General features: G+C 58.4%; 11 protein-coding genes. 6 read left to right on the forward strand and 5 right to left on the reverse strand.

What is annotated here, in order from left to right; translation table 11 throughout:
* Nucleotides 1-171: 171 nt before the first annotated feature.
* Nucleotides 172-954 carry a siderophore-interacting protein gene (locus tag KW849_RS14880; RefSeq protein ID WP_218430090.1) on the reverse strand — a complete coding sequence of 261 codons (783 nt, stop codon included), beginning with the start codon at nt 952-954 and terminating at the stop codon, nt 172-174.
* Nucleotides 951-1,526 (reverse strand): PadR family transcriptional regulator, encoded by a 576-nt coding sequence (locus KW849_RS14885; RefSeq protein WP_218430091.1) that lies wholly within the window; start codon nt 1,524-1,526, stop codon nt 951-953. The genes KW849_RS14880 and KW849_RS14885 overlap by 4 nt, the downstream gene beginning before the upstream one ends.
* A 512-nt stretch (nt 1,527-2,038) precedes the next feature.
* Here KW849_RS14885 and KW849_RS14890 point away from each other — a divergent pair.
* From KW849_RS14890 to KW849_RS14915, 6 genes are all read left to right on the forward strand, one after another.
* Nucleotides 2,039-2,533 (forward strand): CS1 type fimbrial major subunit, encoded by a 495-nt coding sequence (locus KW849_RS14890; RefSeq protein ID WP_223531167.1) that lies wholly within the window; start codon nt 2,039-2,041, stop codon nt 2,531-2,533.
* A 109-nt stretch (nt 2,534-2,642) separates the two neighbouring features.
* Nucleotides 2,643-5,168 (forward strand): CS1-pili formation C-terminal domain-containing protein, encoded by a 2,526-nt coding sequence (locus KW849_RS14895; protein WP_218430092.1) that lies wholly within the window; start codon nt 2,643-2,645, stop codon nt 5,166-5,168.
* Between the two features lie 2 nt (nt 5,169-5,170).
* Nucleotides 5,171-6,421: a hypothetical protein gene (locus KW849_RS14900; protein WP_218430093.1), complete on the forward strand. Its 1,251-nt coding sequence runs from the start codon at nt 5,171-5,173 to the stop codon at nt 6,419-6,421.
* A 43-nt stretch (nt 6,422-6,464) separates the two neighbouring features.
* Nucleotides 6,465-7,208 (forward strand): molecular chaperone, encoded by a 744-nt coding sequence (locus KW849_RS14905; protein ID WP_218430094.1) that lies wholly within the window; start codon nt 6,465-6,467, stop codon nt 7,206-7,208.
* 33 nt (nt 7,209-7,241) lie between these two features.
* Nucleotides 7,242-7,736: a CS1 type fimbrial major subunit gene (locus KW849_RS14910; protein ID WP_218430095.1), complete on the forward strand. Its 495-nt coding sequence runs from the start codon at nt 7,242-7,244 to the stop codon at nt 7,734-7,736.
* A gap of 35 nt (nt 7,737-7,771) precedes the next feature.
* Nucleotides 7,772-9,004 carry a hypothetical protein gene (locus tag KW849_RS14915; protein ID WP_256357239.1) on the forward strand — a complete coding sequence of 411 codons (1,233 nt, stop codon included), beginning with the start codon at nt 7,772-7,774 and terminating at the stop codon, nt 9,002-9,004.
* A 69-nt stretch (nt 9,005-9,073) separates the two neighbouring features.
* Here KW849_RS14915 and KW849_RS14920 read toward each other — a convergent pair whose 3' ends face one another.
* From KW849_RS14920 to KW849_RS14930, 3 genes are all read right to left on the reverse strand, one after another.
* Nucleotides 9,074-13,993 carry an NEL-type E3 ubiquitin ligase domain-containing protein gene (locus tag KW849_RS14920; RefSeq protein WP_256357240.1) on the reverse strand — a complete coding sequence of 1,640 codons (4,920 nt, stop codon included), beginning with the start codon at nt 13,991-13,993 and terminating at the stop codon, nt 9,074-9,076.
* A 164-nt stretch (nt 13,994-14,157) separates the two neighbouring features.
* Complete coding sequence (locus KW849_RS14925; protein WP_218430096.1) at nt 14,158-17,268, reverse strand: transglycosylase domain-containing protein; 3,111 nt, start codon at nt 17,266-17,268, stop codon at nt 14,158-14,160.
* 292 nt (nt 17,269-17,560) lie between these two features.
* Nucleotides 17,561-18,019, reverse strand: coding sequence for a transposase (locus KW849_RS14930; protein ID WP_218430097.1), 459 nt, complete (start codon nt 18,017-18,019; stop codon nt 17,561-17,563).
* Between the last annotated feature and the right edge of the window lie 312 nt (nt 18,020-18,331).

An 18,331-nucleotide genomic window follows, 5' to 3' on the forward strand; every position in this document is an offset into this window, starting at 1 on the left:
GGGCAGCGAAGCGGCCCCAACAAATGGGCCTGCTGCGCAGTCCAGCGGGACGGTGCGGCGATCCGACAAGCTCCCTCGCCACGCGTTAATCAGTGCTGGTCGATCCCTTAACTGACTGGCATTAGGGCAAGCCCCCTCGCCACAGAACATTCGGCTCACCATGGATGATCTTTATTCCTCGCCACTGTCAGCCAATTTCCAGTACCCAACCGCCTTGACGAACTGCTCCTCCAGCCCATGCTCATCGAGCAACGCCCGACGAATCTGCCGCGACACTTTGCTCTCGGTCGCCACCCACGCGTACAGGCTGCCGGTTGGCACCTGGATCTGGCGCACGGTGGCCAGCAGATTGTCCTTGCCAACTTCACGCAACACCCAGATCACATTGACCTGGGCCGCACTGTGCAGCACTTGCTGCTCCTTGCCGTTTTCCACTTCCACGATCACCAACGCATGGCGGTTGGGCGCCAGGCCTTCCAGGCGCCGGGCGATGGCGGGCAGGGCGGTTTCGTCGCCGATCAGCAAATAGCTGTCGAAGATGTCCGGCACGATCATCGAGCCACGCGGCCCTGCGATGTGCAGGAATTGGCCGGGTTTGGCCTGCTCGGCCCAGGTCGAAGCCGGGCCGTCGCCGTGCAACACGAAGTCAATGTCCAGTTCCAGTTTTTCGAGGTCGTAGCGGCGCGGGGTGTAGTCGCGCATTTCAGGCAGCGGACCGCTGTCCTTGCCGGCGCCCGGCACCAGGGTTTCCAGGGTCGCAGCTTGCTCGGCGTTTTGCGGGAACAGCAGTTTGACGTGGTCGTCCGTACCCAGGCTGATGAAACCTGCCAATTCAGGGCCGCCCAGGGTAATCCGGCGCATGCGCGGGGTCAGGTCGACCACGCGCAACACTTCCAGACGACGGCGTTTGATGTCGTGCATGACACGGGCAATGGTGGTGATCACTTCAGTCATTCGGCGCTCTCCTGAACGGGTTGAACGGCAGGGCCGTCGACGATGGCTTTGGCCGTGTCGTTGAGCAAGTCGCGTACCCGCAGGATTTCTTCCGGGCTCCAGCGGCCATGGTGCATTTGCAGGGCGTGGCGCAGGTTGTGCACCGCCTCGTGGATTTCGGGTGGACGATCATGGCCTCGCAACGAGCGCTTGCTCACCTCGATGCGCATGCGAACGCCATCCAGCGCAACGGCCTGCTCACTCAAGGACAGACGTCCGGCGTCGGTGATTGTGTAACGTTTTTTTCCGCCTTCGGCGTCACCCTGGATCATTTCGCTTTCTTCAAGGAACGTCAGCGTCGGGTAAATCACACCGGGACTGGGACTGTAGGCGCCATCGAACATCCCTTCGATCTGGCGTATCAGGTCATAGCCGTGGCACGGCTGTTCGGCGATCAGCGCCAGCAGCAGCAGTTTCAGATCGCCGGGGGCAAATACCCGTGGGCCGCGACCACCGCGTTCGCGGCCGGGGCGTTTCTCGAAGCCGTCGCGGCCGTCACCGTGTTCGCGATGGGGGGAATGATGGTCTCTCATTTCGTCTTCTCTCGTCGTGTTTAGATACAACTTAAGATATATCTTTAGTCTGAATCAAGGCGTTTTCCGTGCGGGGCGACCTCATGCCGACGAGCGGTGGCGTAGCAAAATGTATGGAATCCATCGAAAAACCCCTACCGCCTGCCTCTATTTCTACGTACACCCGGTTATTCAAGAATCTTAAAGTTATTACTCTAAAGTTTTTGAGCTTATATTCTAAAGGGCGTAAAAGTCCCCATGTTAATTGGCTAGAACCGCTGTATGGTTATTTTCAATAAAACTGTATGTAGGGCATAACTTACAGTCACTGATTGATATTTTGATTTTTTGCGGTTTTGTCTTTCTGGTCATGAGGTAGTTGAACTACGAGCTCATAGGAAGTTGCCTGCTTACTTTCCAGAGCGATAAGTCGATCATGCCCCGGCGTTGAAAGCTTACAGCCACCGGCCTTCACGGCTATGAGCTGTGTGAACTTTCAATGGACCGATCCTTTAAAAGAAAACAGGTACTGAATGATGTTCAAGAAATTTGCAATCGCTGCCCCACTGGCTGTTCTGGCTCTCCAATCCTCCATGGCTTTCGCCGCGGGCGAGGCTGCTCACTCGATCAATCTCATCGCTCACGTGCCAACCAATGGCTTCTATGTAGTGCCAACCGACCCTGATCTGGTCAACAAGGATCAGGACATGAGCTTCCAGCCAGCCACTGGCAAGATGGGAGAAGTCAATGGTTTCTTCGATGTGCGCAACAATAACGGCTCGGTTCACGCCAGTCTGGAAAGTGCACCTAAATTGATCTCCGGTGCTCAGTCGATTGATTTGAAAGTCGAGTTCAATAACAAGGAACTGACGCTCACTCCACAACTGGTCGTGGGTGAATCCGAGTCCGACGCGAACTACCGCGCGCCGCTGAAAATCACCGCCAAGGGCACAACTTTCCAGCCGGGTGACTACACCGGTGTGGTCGCAATGACCTTCGACGCCGTTGCTCCGGTCGCCACGCGTTGATCGAACTTCAAGGCAACAAACGCTAACTGCTCAAGTGGCGTTAACCGGCGGACAAGCCAACCGGCCTGTCCGCCGGACTCCAACCCGTTCGTAACCAGAGTAAGAGTTCATGTTCCCGATGACACCCATCGCGGCTGCGCTTGCGCTGTTGTTTTGTGCCAGTGCAGCGGCGGCTCCCGTTTCCTCCGCCGGTACGACACCGCGAAGTCTGTTGGCCCAGGCCAAAGGCCTGCCGGCAGATTTCGAGGAGCATTTCTTTGATGTGCCTCTGGCTGTTCGGGTGGAACTCGATCAGCAACCGCTGGGTGAGGCCATGGTGGTGTTGTCTCGCGATGATCGCATTACCTTGCTTGAATTTACCGACACCAGCGAAAACCGCTTCGGCCCCGCCGAGCGGGAAAAGTGGGCCAGTTATCTCAAGCCAGGTGTGCCGCTGGGCACGTGCACCGGTTCGTGTCCGGATCAGGTGTTGGCCGTGCATTACAACCTGGAAAACTCCCTCGTCTCGATCCTCACCGAAAATGCTGAGCGCGACGTCGAGGACAAGCGTTATTACGAACAGCCTGATGGCGGCAGCAGCGGTCTGATGGTACGCAACCAGCTCAATCTCAACGGTGGCCAGCAACAGGATCTGGGCGGACGCTTCGGTCTTGAAGCCAGCGCCAGCCTGGGCAACTGGAGCCAGACATTCAACATGCAGCTGGCCCGTCTTGGCGGTCCGGATGACAAGCTTTATCACGCGGTCCATGAGCTTTACACCCAGCGCGAATTGCAAGGCAGTTTCTTTCGTCTGGGTTATTTCACCCCCAATTCCGAAGGACTGACCCGTCAGCCGCGCACGTTCGGCACCAGTCCCGACACGGCTATCGGCGTCATGTATGGCAGCTCCGACAGCCTGGCGATCAACAGTCCGATGCCCAGCGTCTATCCGATCTACGTCACGGCCAACCGCCAGGGCTCGGTGGAAATCTACCGCGACGGTCTGTTGATCAATACCCAGTCGGTGCCCGCCGGTTTGCAGACCCTCGACACTCGGCCGCTGCCGGGCGGGATCTATGAAGTCGAAGTGCGCCTGATCGAGGACGGACAGATCACCTCGAGCACTCAAGAGTTGGTGTACAAGCCCAACAACTGGCGCAACCTCGACGAGCGCTGGCGCTACAACCTGTTCGCCGGGGAAGAAAGCAAACTGTGGAGCAACTGGAATCAGCAGTCCAGCGGCAGCACCACGGCCGGGGCCTCGGTCAATTACCTGGCGCACCCACGGGTTATCCTAGGGCTGTCGGCGCGCCAGGTTCGCGAAAAACTGCAATACGGCAGTTCCGTCGACTGGACCCTGGCCAATCACCTCAGCCTGTACGCCAACGTCTACCAGACACAGGACCACGGCACCGGTCTGGACCTGCAAAGCCTCTATAGCTATGGCGCCGGCAGCGTGGTGATCAGCCACAACCGCAGCTGGCTGGACACCACCAACCTTTACGAAACCCTGCCGGATGGCACCCGGATACGGCAACGCAACGTATTCGTCGGTGAGACCAGCAACTCCTCGCTGGCACTCAATCATCGACTCAACAGCAAAAGCACGATCAATGCCCGGGTGTCCCACAGCGAGGGCAACGTCGAAGGCGTCGGCCTCGATCTGGGCTGGAACCAGCGCACCAACCTGTTTGGCAGCGATGGCAACTGGCGGCTGTCATTGTTCGATCGGCCAGGCAGTTTAAGCAGCGGCAACGACCGCAATCGCGGCGTCGACCTGAGCATCAACCTGGCACTCGGCGCACCTGGACAGCAGATCAGCGGCAGCATCGGTTCGCGCACGGCCCGAGACGGCGGTCGCGACAACAACGCCTCCATTGGCTGGCGCAAAGACCTGAAAGATCACGTGCTGCAAAACGTCTCGGTGACGGCGCTCACCGATACCTACGGCGTCGGCGTTTCCAGCCTCGCCAACTTTCGTACCGACGCGATCAATGGTGATGGTTTCGTTCAGCGATCGTCCTTCAACGGCAATTTTACCGGCGGCCTCAACCTGGACAGTACCCTGGTCCTCGGCGGCCAGCAGATGGTGTTGACCAGCCAGCATGAGATGCGTGGTGCCGGGCTGATTGTCGATGTGGAGTCGGACATCGACGACATTGCCCTGCGCGCCGACGATTACAGCGGCGGCAGCGCGGCGCTGAAGCCGGGACGCAACTTCATCCCGATCACCGCGTACCAGAACAGCTCGGTGAGTTTCGATTTCGAAGGCAACCATGTGCCGGCGGCCACCATCGAACCGGCCCGCACCCGTTATCACTTGAACAAGGGTGGGGTCGAGTACCGCAAGGTGCGGGTGATGAAAACCCTGACCGTGCTGGGCCGGCTGGTCGATTCGCAAGGGCAGCCGCTCAAGGGTCACCATGTGATCAACCACGCCAGTCGTGGCGTGACGGAGGTCGATGGTTTCTTCTCGATGGAAATGAACGCCGGTTCGCCGACGCTGGAAGTGCGTCAGGGCAACCAGTTGCTGTGCCAGTTCCGTCTCGATGCCGACCGGCATCGCAGTGAAAACAACGTGCTGATGATCGGTGACCTGCGGTGTACGCCGGACACCTTGGCCGATATCACCTTCACCGAGCAGAAGGCGGGTTGAGGATGAAAAGGTCTATACGTTCACTGGGGGGCCTGACGGTGTTGCTGCTGTTGAGCCTGGCAGGTGAACCGGTATCGGGCGCAACCATGGATATCCGCGCGGTGTTCCGCCCCGACCCGGCAAACCCGATGCACAACGAATTTATCAACATGACGCCCGTCACCGGGCATTGCGCGAATCAACCTGCGTTCTGCAAGGAGAGAGAACTGTTTTCTCTGCTGACACCGATCGGCTTTCGGTCTGTCGGTGCGATCGAGGCCGGGCACAACGACCCGCGCAGGGCCCCGATGTTTCGGGTTCCGGGGGACTGGCGAAGGCTTAGTGTGCGGCATGCCGACACGCAGGAAGAGGCCGAGGTCGAAGTGCGGATCGTCTCGATCGGAGGCCGCTACATTCTTTCCGATACGGCGGAAAACCTGGTGGGCGAAGGTGAGCCCACGACATGGCCCGGCTGGCATATACGCCTGTTGGGCGACTGGACCTGGGCACCGCCATCGCCGTGCAGAAGTACCGGAGGCATGTATGCGTGGCCAGACGCCAGAACGTTCTTCTGGCTGACGTCCGGAACGAGCGTGTGTGCCGCCCGGGCCAATTACCGCATCCCCGGCTTTACCTATGAGCAGGTGCAGATTGGCTACGAACTGCGTACGCCCAACCCGCTGAAAATGTCTTCGGGCCAATACTACGGTGACCTGACCTACACCGTCGGGCCCGGAATGGATTTCGACATGGGGGACATCATGCAGCCGGACGACTCGGTATTGACGCTCAATTTCAACCTGGACGTAGAGCACACCCTGAAGGTCGACCTGCCACCGGGTGGAAACAAAGTGGCGCTGGAGCCAGAAGGCGGCTGGAACCGCTGGATCGAAAGCGGTCGCCAGCCGACGCGGATTTACCGCGATCAACTCTTCTACATTTCGGCGACCTCGCGCTTCAGCGTGATGATGCAGTGCGATTCGCTGGGCGGTACTCGCTGTTATTTGCGCAGTGAAAACGGCGACAGCACACAGGTCGAGACACGGCTAAGTCTACCCGTGGGCATCACCGGCCCCGGTGGTGGGGCGGTCAATCAGACCCCGTTGTTGAATAACGTTTGGGTAGGCCCGTTTCAGCCTGGTCACTATCTGGATCGCAAGCCAGGTTCGCTGCGTTTCGAGATGCCGCGGGACGCGATCGACTTTCTGATACGCCCCGGCTTCAGCGGCACGCTCAGGGGCAATATCACCATTATCTGGGATTCGGAAGTGTGAACCTCCGCAACCCTCCATTTTCGAATTTTGTGAGATTGAAAACATGACACGTCTGTTTTTGCTGTCGATGCTCAGTGTGTTTTGCGTGGCGGCTAACGCCGGGCCGCAAATCAATGTCGGCACGGTTTATGACTATCTGGATGGCGACAAAAGTACTTACCTGAAGCGGGTCTTCAACAGCGGTGACAGCACCGCATTCGTCAAGGTCAACGTATTGGAGATCGTGTATGACGCTGACGGTACATCTCGGGAAATCCCGATCGAGACCTCCGCTGACAAGGCGTCGCGCAATGGCCTGATGGCCAGCCCCGCGCGGCTGATCGTGCCGGCGCAGGGTATGCAGGGCACTCGCCTGCTGTACATGGGTGAACGTGACCGCGAACGTTATTTCCGCGTGCGTTTCGTGCCGGTGGTGCCGGAAAAGGAGGACGAATTCGTGGTCAGCGGCGAAGAGCGCGAAGACTACAAAAAGACCCTGAGCGCCGGCGTCAACGTCATGACCGGGTTCGGCACGATCTTCTTCGTGCGACCCAAAGACGCCCGTTTCGAAACGGCCATCACTGAAACCGACAGCCGTTACGAACTGCGCAACAACGGCAACTCGGTGCTCGTCATCGATGAGTTCAAAAACTGTTCATTGAGCAAGGAGAGCGATTGTGGAGCCACCACTAAACACCATGTTCTGGCGGGTAAATCATTCGGCTTCGACAAGGAAAAGGGCCGTGAATACCGTTTCAAGTTGCTCGAAGGCGAACGTAAACAGGACTTGAAGGTAGTTAGCCGCTAACGGCTGCTTCCATGGGCGGGGTAGGTAATGAATATGAGCAAGCAAGGCGCCGTCGTCGTACTGATGGCAATCACTGGACTGATGAGCGCCATGAGTTGGGCCGCTCGCGAAGAGCATACGTTCGAAGTGTCGCTGACGGTTCCGAGTCGGGCTTTCTACATCATTCCGTCCGAACCGGACTGGATTCATCGGCCGCAGCCACTGCTCTGGAGCTACCCCACATCAACCTTGGGCAGTCTGCGCAAGGATTTCGATGTGCGCCACGACACCAGCGCGATTGAAGCGCGCCTGGAAAGTACGCCCTACCTGTCGAATGGCAGGCCGGACGACGACATCGCACTGCGGGTCAGGTTCAACGGCGTTGAACTGAGTTCTGTCATGCGCCAGGTCGTGTCTCGGGAAGAAGCCGCGGCGGGCAAGCGGGTGGCGCTGGAGATCGACCCGGTGAAGCCAGTCGGCGGATATCGCGCGGGTGATTACGCCGGCAACGTCTTGCTGCTGTTCAACGCCAGAGTGCCGGGAGAATGAAGCGCCCAGTATCGAATCTATCGGGAATGACACGAATGGAATGTTTGAAAAAATTGACCGGTAAATTGGCGTTGCTGATGACGCTGTGCGTGCCCTCGGCAGAGGCGGCGAACCAGGAGATCCGCGCGTTGTTCAGGCCGGATCCTGCGCAACCGAACAGGAACATGTTCATCAACACGACGCCCAACAGCGGATATTGCGCGATTCATCCAACCGAATGCGCGGGCAAAAAGATGTTCAGCATCCAGGTGCCGATTCGTTTCAACTCCACGCGCCCCATCTCTCCCGGCCTCTCGGGTGTAGGGGTGAAAGCGCCTGCCGATTGGCGGCAGCTGACCGTCACCAATCGGGATACCCAGGAAACGGAAACCGTCGAAATACGCATCACTGGCATGGGTTCAAGATATTCACTGAGTCATTCAGCCGCCAGTCTGGTGGGGGTGACAGACATACTTGAAGGTCACCAAAAGCTTTGGATCGGTGGCATCGGCGGCAGCTGGGATTACGCAGCCCCGCCTTGTCTGTACAGCGGTGTAGGAAGCTACAGCGATAAGTCCTATAGTTTTTTCTGGAAGACGCCAGTGCAAGCGGCGTGTACCAAGGTACCCGCGTTCCAAATTCCAGCCATGGCGTTCGAGTACTTCGATTTTGCCTATGAGCTGCGCACGCCCAATCCTATGGGCATGTCGACTGGGCTTTACACCGGGTCGCTGGCGTATTCCGTCGGGCGGGGTGGAGACTTCGATATGGGGCAAGCGATGGCGCCGGACCAAACTTCGCTGGACCTCGATTTCGTACTGGATGTTCAGCACACGCTCAAGGTAGACCTGCCACCGGGTGGGAACAAGGTCGCGCTGCAGCCCGAAGGCGGCTGGCAACCCTGGATCGAGAGCGGTCGCAAGCCGACCCGTATCTACGCCGACCAACTGTTTTACATCTCGGCTTCGTCGATGTTCAGAGTCACGTTGCGTTGCATTAAAGCGGACGTGCTCGCATGCGCTCTTCGGAGTCCGAACGGTGAAAGCGCTGTCGTAAACGTAATACTCACCCTGCCCAACGGGATCGAGCTCAACAATGTGCCGGTCAAGGAGTTTTATCTGCAGGTCGACGTTCCGCGCGGACCTTTTCAGCCTAAGCATTATGTGGATCGAAAAGGCGGGTCGTTGCGTTTCGAGATGACCCAGGCTTCCATCGATTTGTTGTTCCGCCCTGGATTCAGTGACACGTTCAGCGGCAACATCACCGTTATCTGGGACTCGGATGTGTGACGTTTGGCAATTACCGCAAGGCTCCTGAAGGCAGGGCAACTGCCGGAACTTCAGGAGCCGGTTACCCGTTTACAACGCGTGTTTATCCAGCAGCATTCGGGTCAGGCTTCGTCCCAGTTGCAGTTTTTCATCGGCCAGCGCGTTGACGCTTTGCGAGTAAGCCTGCTCATTGATTTCGCCAGCTTCCCTGCGTTGTTCGAGAAGTCGCAACTTCTCATCGAACGCCCGATCATCTGAACGGAATCTCAGGTCATGGGTCTCGCGCAGGTACCGGTCCCAGAACGGCTGCTCGAGCATGGCGTCAAGCAAGCCGTCCCCTTCCTCCAGCGCCAACACGGTGGTGTAGGCCTGTTCGATGGCGTTGTCGCTCACGGCGGCGATCTGCCGGTAAAGCATGTCCTCGGATTGCCAGGGCAAACCAAGGCGCAATGCCAGGCGGGTTTGATACGCCAGGTAAATTTCCACTTCTTCGGCCCTGCTCGGGCGTGAAAGTGCATCGGCCCGGGCGATGTCGTTGACCCGTTGCAAACGCGCGGCGCCCTTGCTCAATTTCACCAGCCGGGCTTCCAGTTCGCCGGCGTAGGTCGAATACGCATACGCCTGTGAGGCGAGCGCCTGCACGCCCATGTTGTTGAAAACTTCGGAGCTGGCATCGGCACAGGTGGTGGGTTGCTCGGCGGTCTGGAACAGTTTTTCGCGCAGTGGCGTATCCAGATCCACCGCATCGATCAGTTCCCAGACGCGACGGGACAAGGCTTTGCGCGTAGCTCCACCGGCTCTGAAATCGGCCGAATGGGTCAGGCTATCGATGATTCTGAAGAAGCCTTCGCTGTTCGGCTCATTCATGAGATTGTCCCAGGCCTGGGCCCTGTAAGTCCCCAGGCCAGGCGAGTTCGCACCCCAAAGCGAGGAGTCATCATCGACCGGCCATTTGGCGCGCGCATTGGCGGCCAGAGGGGCATAGGTGTTCTGGCGCGGCAAGCCCGATGAATCGCGGTACTGGAACAGGAGCTGGCGCTGGATATCGTGCAAGGAGTCGATGTCCAGCCGCGCGCGCGCCACTAGAAGTGCTTGCCTTGATCCGTTGACGACAGTGGGGACGGTCTTGATCGGGTTATTCCGCAGATCAAGAAAAAAACCCGTTGGACGATGTTTGCTCAGCAGTCCGTCTGGCCAGGCATCGATCCCGGTGTTTGAAAGGTTGAGCACTTTCAGGCGTGGCATGCGCTCGACATTGGGCGGCTGGCCCAGCGGGTTGTTGTCGAGCCGCAAGGTCTGCAGGCGTGTCAGATGCTTCAATTGCTCGACCGCCTTGGTGTTCAGCGCAATATGATTGTGGCTCAGCCGTAGGGTTTCGAGCAGGTGCATGCTGGCCACATTGTCTGGCAAGCGGGTCAGCTGACAGCGACGTGCGCTCAGATGGCGTAGCCGGGAAAAATTTTTCAATAACCCCGTGGAGTCCGGCGAGATTTGCGTCCCATCCAGATTCAAGGTGCTGATCTGTTCAAGATAAGGGCGGATGTCTGGCAGCTTTTTCCACCAGGGCTCCAGGTTCATACTTTGTAATTCAGTGGACAAGTCCAGTGCATAACCCTTGTCGAAGTGAGTACTGCGCTCACCCAATACCCGAGCTTTTCGCTGTAAGCATTCCATCAGGCGATCAGCGATAAAAATGACTTCCTTGGGCGCAAGGAACGTGTTATCGGGCTCGAACGGCGTGTGCTTTACCTTCCATGCGTCAAGGATGTTTTGCAGTTCTATGAGTCGTTGTTTTTGATTTTTTATCCACTGAAAAGGATCGATGCCAGGAGGTATTGAGCGGACAAGATTATCGACTTCATATTCGCTCAGGTGTGGATGCAGTTTTTTTAGCGCTTGCTCGACGGTGACTGGCTCTCTGGAAAATACGGGGCCGCGCAACATCAGGCTCGTTTCCAGCTCCGCCACCGGACGAATGGAGGGTTCCAGCAAGAGCGTGCGGCGTTCGGCCGGTGGCCGGGACTTGACCATTATCCACTGCTTGAACGCTTGCCCCTGGCCGAGCCCATAGCCCAATGAACGGCGAGCCCGCTCGGGCATGGCACCCAGGAGTGCTTCATAAAAGTCGACAGCATCGGAAAGCTTGCGATGGTGGCCATCAACAACTTCATAACGGCCATGTTCGTCGCGTAACAGCATTCGAATATTGAGCGCATCGTCAAGACCGACACTGCAACGCAAAGGACCGTCGGCGGTGCCGTCACGTATTTCCAGGCGCAGATCGCGCAAGATCCCACTGGTCAAACGCAGCGCGTTGAGCGACAGGCGCTCGGTGTCGGCTGTCAGTCGTTCGTTCTGGTAGAAGCCTTCACAGGCCCGTGTCGCGCGGGTTTCAAAAGCACACTCACGGGCGCGGCTTTTGAGGTCCAGCGGCAGGCGCTGCTGCTCGGCAACGATGCGCAGATCGTCTTGTCTGGCATTAGCGACAAGGCGTTCGGCGATGATCGTCGGCAGTTCAGGGTATTGCCGCTGCATGACCTGAACGCGTCGATCGGTACTGCGCGCGCGCGAGCGATAGATGTAATCCGCGATGTCGGCCTTGCGCCCTTCGACCTGGTTGGCCAGGCGATCACGCAGGCGCTGCACCTTCGCCTGTCTGGAGAGTCCCGGTCCGACCAGCGCTTCGAGCTGTTGCTCATCGAGAAACCTGACGACCCGCTCCGGCAATTTGCCTGCCATTACATCCGCCAGCCCGATATTCAACGTCCGTTCCGGCCGGGCATTGGCGTTGCCGTACAGGCGGGACGCGCCGAGCAGGTCGGATCGTTCATATACCCTCAAGGCATGGTCGAACGGCCAGCCCGGCAGTTCGGTGATCAGTTGCTCGAACCAGTGCGATGACGGGTCTATCGGGCTTCCCGAACGAATCTGCGTGGTCGTGGCGGCGACATCTTCCATCGTCCGGAAGCGGATTACCGTGTCTTCCAGCAATAGCGGCGGCTCGGCGTTTTCGACATGCACGCGCCGCAGTGCGTCTTCTTCGGTGCCGCTGATCAGGCGGATGTCTTCCAGTTGCTGGGGGTTCAAGCCATCGGTCATGTGCCCCAGCCGTTGCATCAACTTCGGGCCCTCCCAGGTCAACGGGTTTTCCCCTTCATGACGCCAGGCGCCGCGACCGTTATGGGTCAGTTTCGGCGCATAGGCTTCGGGGCGAGTGGGGTGTTCAAGTCGATACTGTGCAGTTTGCGGATCTTTGCGGGTCACATAGTGGCGACCTTCCAAAGGAAGAATATCCTGGCCTTGATGGTGATGCAGGCCGAGCCGGTCGGGCCTGGAATCGGTTGGCAGCGACAGGTCAGGATGGGCGTAGGGTTCGATGTCCGGGTGCCACAAGCGGGTTTCACCGGTGGGCAAGCTCACTGGTTGCAGGCTCTCGATCCCTGTAGAAACCTTGAGCCGGAACGCGTCGGCGATGCTCGCCCCGGCGGCAAACGCGGCCAGTTGAACCACGTCCGTCACGACCCCCACAATGTGATCCGCGGCTTCTGCCCATAGTCCCTCGGCCAGGTCCACAGCGCCTTCAATGACATCACTGGTCAGTTGATACGCCGTGTAGGCCAGCATGAGTTCGCCCAGCCCCGGAACGAACGGCGTGGCAATCAACAGCGCGACATTGAAAATATCGGAGGCTATTTTTTTGAAGTTGTCCCACCAGGCCCACCGGGCCTTGCGATCGGTATCGGCGGTCGACACGGCGATGTCCCGCGCGTCATTGAGGATCTTGTTCAGTTTGTTTTGATAAAGATGTACCCAGAGTTCGCCCGTGATTGGCTCGATGTCGAAACTCAAACGCGGGTTATCGATCGGCACATCCCGCCAGCTTGGGCCCGGATCGAACGTTTCCTTTCGATGCCATTTGACCTCGAACAGGCGTTGTTGCAGCCCGCCGAAGAAATGCCCGCGTTGCGAATGGTCGATGAACCGGCTGAAGAACTGGCGGTACGTCATCCCGGTGGACGCGATAAGCGCGTCGTCGCGCAACTGGCGCGTCAATTCGTTCATGAACGCGACGGTCGAGGGGTATTGCTTGAGCGGGTGCTGCGGATCCTGCGGCACATAAGCGATCACTGGCATCACCTGGTGCGATTGCTCCAGGTCCGCAGTGATCAGTACGATGCCGGTCAAGGGGATGTCGAGAATGGACAGGTCGGCAAATTGCACCGGCTTGCCTTTCCAGGTGGTGTTGCGCTGGCCCTCCAGCATTTCAATGACCCTGTCGCGGGCATCGGCGTCGATATCGCCGGCCATCGTTGCCTGTTCCACGGCGGCTCTGAAAGCGGCTTTCTCGCTTTCAACGATACGGCTTTGGAGCAAATACTTTGCGGCACCATCACGGGGCAGTAACTGTTCTTCCAGGTATCGGGTGTAGTGGGCGCCGATATCCAGCTCACGGCACAACGCCTGAAACCTTGCGATGGAGAGTTTGTGCTTGATAGGCAAGACAACGAACTGACCATGCTGATCGGGTTGGCTGATGTAATCGGAGTCCGGTTCGCAGGTTTCGCCAAGGGCGAAGTTGTGCAGTGCGGCGTCGATCAGCGAAACAGTGCGGGCGACGACACCTCCGGACGTATCGATGACATACCAGGGCTGTTCTTTGGGCAGATAAAGATGCAAATACGTTTTTTTAACGTCGACATCGATATCCAGTTTCTTCAACGCATCGGTGAGTAGGGGCTCGGCAAATTCATAAACGTTTTGCAACGGGTCGAGAAACCGATCCACCTTGTTGCGGGAAGACCAGAGTTCGAGGCTGGCTTTTTGTAAGCGGGATTGATCGAGTGCAGTGGCAGTCTTGAGCCAGGGCGCGGGCGATTTTTCGACGCGGCCCAGTTCCCGGACATTTCGCAATGAAGTGCTTTGAAAGACCGGATGAATCCGGTTTTTGATCAATTCGTAGTGCCGGCCTTTATGGTCGGTTGTCGACGTACTTCCTTGTAAGTCAGGCATGTTGTTAATAAACCTTGAGTGTTAATGGGAGTCATCAGCCTAACGCCCAAGGCTCAAAGTAAAAGTCTGAATTATTGTTGCTTGAACAGTGTCTTTGCTCTCAATGCATTGGAATTATCCATGCCGAAAATAGTTAATTACCGCCGCACGACGTAATGGTTTTGTTAACGCCGCGCGACATCAGTCGGCAAGCAACCTGTTTTGCTGCCAGGTTGCAGGTACGGCATGAGAATCGGTGCCATGCCTTTGAGCACCTGCACCGGCAACGCCGAGGTGAACTTGTAGGCTTCGGCTGTTTGCCCGGGCACGAATGCGGTCAGGGTGCCGAAGTGTGAATCGCCAATGTAGAAGACAAACGTCGCCGTCCGGTTGATGGATTTGGAGCTCAGAATCCGCCCGCCTGAACCAATGGCTTCAATGCGGTTGTCCCCTGTGCCCGTTTTGCCGCCCATGGCCAACGGGTTGCCATCCGGGGTTACAAAACTGCCGGACACCCGTTTCGCCGTACCGGCATCCACCACCTGCGACAAGGCTTCGCGCATGGCCGTGGCAACTTCGGATGGCATGACCCGTTTGCCGACGTTCGGGTCATTGATCAATTTGGTTTCATACGGTGTGTTGGCCGCGAAATGCAGACTGTCGATACGCAGGGTCGGCATGCGCACACCGTCATTGAGGATGGTGCCGATCAGTTCCGCCAATGCTGCCGGACGGTCGCCGGAGCTGCCGATGGCGGTCGCCAGTGAGGGCACCAGGTGATCGAACGGATAGCCGACTTTCTGCCAGCGCTGGTGAATGTCGAGGAATGCTTCGATCTCCAGCATGGTGCGGATGCGACTGTCGCGGGCACCCTTGTGTCTGCTTTTGAACAGCCAGCTGTAGACTTCCTGGCGTTCGAACTGGCTGGCTTTGACAATGTCGCCCCACTTGGCGTCGGGGTGATTGAGCAGGTAGCCCATCAGCCAAAGGTCCAGCGGGTGAACCTTGGCGATGAAGCCCTGGTCCGGCAAGTCATAGGCGCCGGGAGCGTAGGCCTCGTAGAGCCGCACGAGACGCTCGTCAGTGAGTTTTTCAGTGAGCTTGGCGCCGGTGAGGTGCGAGCGCACGAAGGCGTTGAAGCTTGCCTGACTGGCCTGTGGCAGCAGGTAGCGGTGCACGGCGGCCAGGCGGATCGGGGTCGGGCGCATGCTGTCGAGGAAGGTCTCGAGCCGGTCCTGGGTGTCTTTGTTCTTGTACTTCTTCCAGAACTTGAGCAGGAACGAAGTGCCCTCGCGGTCGGCGAATTCGGCCAGGTATTCCTGGCGCCGCGGGTCGCGGTCGTCCTTGAGCATTACGGCACTGCTGTTCGGGCCGGAGTAGGTGGTGTAGCGCACCAGGTCACGCATCAGGCGAATGAACGGCAGGTTGATCGACTCGCGCAGGGCGTCGCGCAGGGTCGGTATGCGGTCGTTGTCTTCCTTGCGGAAGTTGTTGAACACGTGCAGGCCGCCACCGGTGAAGAACGCCTCGCCGGGGCTGGCGGAGTATTTGCGGTCCAGGGCTGCGCCGAGCATTTTTTTCAGGTCGCGGTCCTTGTTTTCGATCAGGTAATCGACCGCCCAGCGGCTCAGGCGGTCCTGCTCCGGCACGTCGACTTTCTTCAGTTCCGGGACGGTCATGCCGGCGTATTTGTCGTGCAGCTCGGCGATGATTTGCAGGTAGGTGGTCAGCACGCGCATTTTCGCGGTGGAGCCCAGCTCCAGTTTGCTGCCTTCGTTGATGTCGAATGGCTGGTCGGTGCTGTCGGTCTGCACCCGTACCCGCGAGCCGTCCGGGGTCAGTTCGAACAGGGTGAAGCTGTAGCGAACCTGGGTGGTGCTGGTGGGGGTCAGAAGGCGTTCGCCCATCAGGCCGATTTGCGTGGCAAAAGCGGGGTCAGCCAGTTTTTTCAGGTACTCGGTGGCCTCGGCTTGCAACTCGCCTTGCAGGGTGCTGGTGGCGGACAGGTCAAGTCGGTCGAGGTCATACAGCGGGCGATTGAGCATGCCGGCCAGGCGGCTGCGCGCGACACTGATGCCCTTGTTGGCTTCGATCGGTTGAATGGTCGGCTGGGTGGCCCAGTCGCGGTAGGTCAATTTGCTGGCCAGGGCGGCGGCGGCGAACTGAGCGTCGATCACATTGTTTTGCGCCAGCAGACGAATATGGCTGTCGGTGAGGTCGGCCAGTTCATCGTGACCCTTGGTCAGGTAATGCGACGGGCGGCGCTGGGCGATCATCAGCGACAGCATTTCACGCAGGGCCAGGCCTTTTTCCGCCATGGTTTTTGGGTCCGTTGCTGTGCTGGTCAGGACTTCGTTGGCCTTGTTGAAGTCGGAGCCATACCACACGCGCAAGCCCTCAGCCATGCCATGCACTTCGCCGTGGCCCGGTACGGCCGACAGCGGCACGCTGTTGAGGTAGTCGCGAACCACGTTCTGCCTGGCTTCGAGGGTTTGTGGCCCGGCCTGATAGGCGCGTACGGTGGCGGAAATCATCTGGCGAATTTTTTCCGCGCCATTGACCGTCAAGCCATCGGGGGAGTGCCGGTACTTTTCCAGTTGCGTGGCCAGGGTACTGCCGCCGGCGGATTGGCCGGGTACGTGAAACAGCTTGGCCACCTGTGACCACGCCGCCATGCCGAACCGCGGCCAGTCCACCGCCGGGTTGGCCAGCGGTTGCCTGGGGTCCAGCAGAAAGCGGTTCTCGATGAACAGCAGGCTGTTGACCACTACCGGCGGGATCGAGGCAAAGGTTGAATAAAGCTGCTGCGGATAGTTGTACTGATACAGCGGCGCTGCGCGGCAATCGGTGATCGACAGCCCGGCCTGGATTTTCTCGGCATAAGGCACGAACAGGCCTTTGTCGCTGTACTTCAACAGCGCCGGAGAAAAGCGGGTTTGCGCCTCAACGACGAAATTGCGCTTGATCAGGCGCGGCAGGAATTCATCCAGCGAGCTGTAGCCCAGGCGCCGATCGAACGGACCGTCGCCCGGATAGCGGATCGCATCGCTGGGGCCGGGTTTGAGCTCAAAGCTCAGGGACGCTGCATATTTGCTGACTTCCCGGGCCTGGAATTTCGAGGTACGCATTTCCCTCGCAGCCGCCAGCCCCACGACAATCGCGATGATCAACAGCAATAGCCAGAACGCTCCCCATCCGTGTTTGGAACGGCGGGGTTTTTCAGGTGGCGGCGCTTCATCCTCACGTTCAGTCGGAACCACGGTTTTACTCGAATCGGTTTGCCACAAAGCGCCCATAGTCGACTGATCCATTTACGCAGATTGATCGGACTTGACTCAAGCTTAGACGGTGGTTGGCGAGGGTGAAAAAAATGTGAAGGGCAAAATGATGCACGGACACATAACTAATCGGGCTGCTTGAAGCACTTGTGGCGAGGGGGCTTGCCCCCGTTCGGCTGCGAAGCAGTCGCAAATCCGGTAATCGCGGTGTGCCAGACGCGACAGAGGTGACCTGAATGATGGGCCTGCTTCGCAGTCCAACGGGGGCAAGCCCCCTCGCCACAAAACGCTCGGCGTATGGACTGCCTGTTTACAGCCAACATGCATCCCAGAGCGGATAGTCGCCAATTTTATCCACAAGCCCCGCTCTGAGTGGATTGGCAACGATGTAGCGAGCGAACGGTAGAAGTTCTTCTCCATCGCGAATGGCCCGGTCGTGGTAGCCGGTTTGCCAGAGCGGTCCATGGCGGCCGGTGATTTCATTCACTTTGCGGGTGCAGCGTGACTTGATGGCTCCGATGACATGCCCAAGATTGCCTTCCTCCAACTGCATCAACCAATGAAAGTGATCGGGCATGACCACCCATGCGATGGAGTTCACTACGTTGGTTTCATGAGCTCGGCGCAGTTCTGCAACAAGTAAGCGTCCCAAATGCCAATCCGAAAAGACCGGTTGACGATCATGAACAACGGCGGTGATGAGATATGCCCGACCGCTCTCGGAATATCGGCCCAGACGCAAGCGGTGGGAGTTGGGTTGAGTTGGCATTCCATTGCTTTCCTTGAGGTTATCAATCGCACATTCAAGGCTAGTACCCGGTTGTCCAGGGCAGATCTGCATGTGTTGAGTGAAAGCTCTGATACCTGTGAAGGAATGACGGCATGAGAAGGCTGTTGTTTTTGTGGCGAGGGGGCTTGCCCCCGTTGCGCTGCGAAGCGGCGCTAAAACCTGCGACTGGTGATTGCCTGGCACACCGCGTTTTACCGTTTTGCGACTGCTTCGCAGCCGAACGGGGGCGAGCCCCCTCGCCACAGTTGTGATAACACCTGGAGAAGGGTGATGGCCTGTAATGGCCGGACT

The sequence above is a fragment of the Pseudomonas sp. PDM26 genome, assembly GCF_019219185.1.
Classification (GTDB): Bacteria; Pseudomonadota; Gammaproteobacteria; order Pseudomonadales; family Pseudomonadaceae; genus Aquipseudomonas.

Excerpts from the sequence above, each read along its gene's own strand:
- KW849_RS14905 (WP_218430094.1), top strand. The coding sequence starts at position 6,465 with ATGACACGTCTGTTTTTGCTGTCGATGCTCAGTGTGTTTTGCGTGGCG.
- KW849_RS14925 (WP_218430096.1), bottom strand. The coding sequence starts at position 17,268 with ATGGGCGCTTTGTGGCAAACCGATTCGAGTAAAACCGTGGTTCCGACT.
- KW849_RS14915 (WP_256357239.1), top strand. The coding sequence starts at position 7,772 with ATGGAATGTTTGAAAAAATTGACCGGTAAATTGGCGTTGCTGATGACG.
- KW849_RS14885 (WP_218430091.1), bottom strand. The coding sequence starts at position 1,526 with ATGAGAGACCATCATTCCCCCCATCGCGAACACGGTGACGGCCGCGAC.
- KW849_RS14890 (WP_223531167.1), top strand. The coding sequence starts at position 2,039 with ATGATGTTCAAGAAATTTGCAATCGCTGCCCCACTGGCTGTTCTGGCT.
- KW849_RS14895 (WP_218430092.1), top strand. The coding sequence starts at position 2,643 with ATGTTCCCGATGACACCCATCGCGGCTGCGCTTGCGCTGTTGTTTTGT.
- KW849_RS14880 (WP_218430090.1), bottom strand. The coding sequence starts at position 954 with ATGACTGAAGTGATCACCACCATTGCCCGTGTCATGCACGACATCAAA.
- KW849_RS14900 (WP_218430093.1), top strand. The coding sequence starts at position 5,171 with ATGAAAAGGTCTATACGTTCACTGGGGGGCCTGACGGTGTTGCTGCTG.
- KW849_RS14920 (WP_256357240.1), bottom strand. The coding sequence starts at position 13,993 with ATGCCTGACTTACAAGGAAGTACGTCGACAACCGACCATAAAGGCCGG.
- KW849_RS14910 (WP_218430095.1), top strand. The coding sequence starts at position 7,242 with ATGAGCAAGCAAGGCGCCGTCGTCGTACTGATGGCAATCACTGGACTG.
- KW849_RS14930 (WP_218430097.1), bottom strand. The coding sequence starts at position 18,019 with ATGCCAACTCAACCCAACTCCCACCGCTTGCGTCTGGGCCGATATTCC.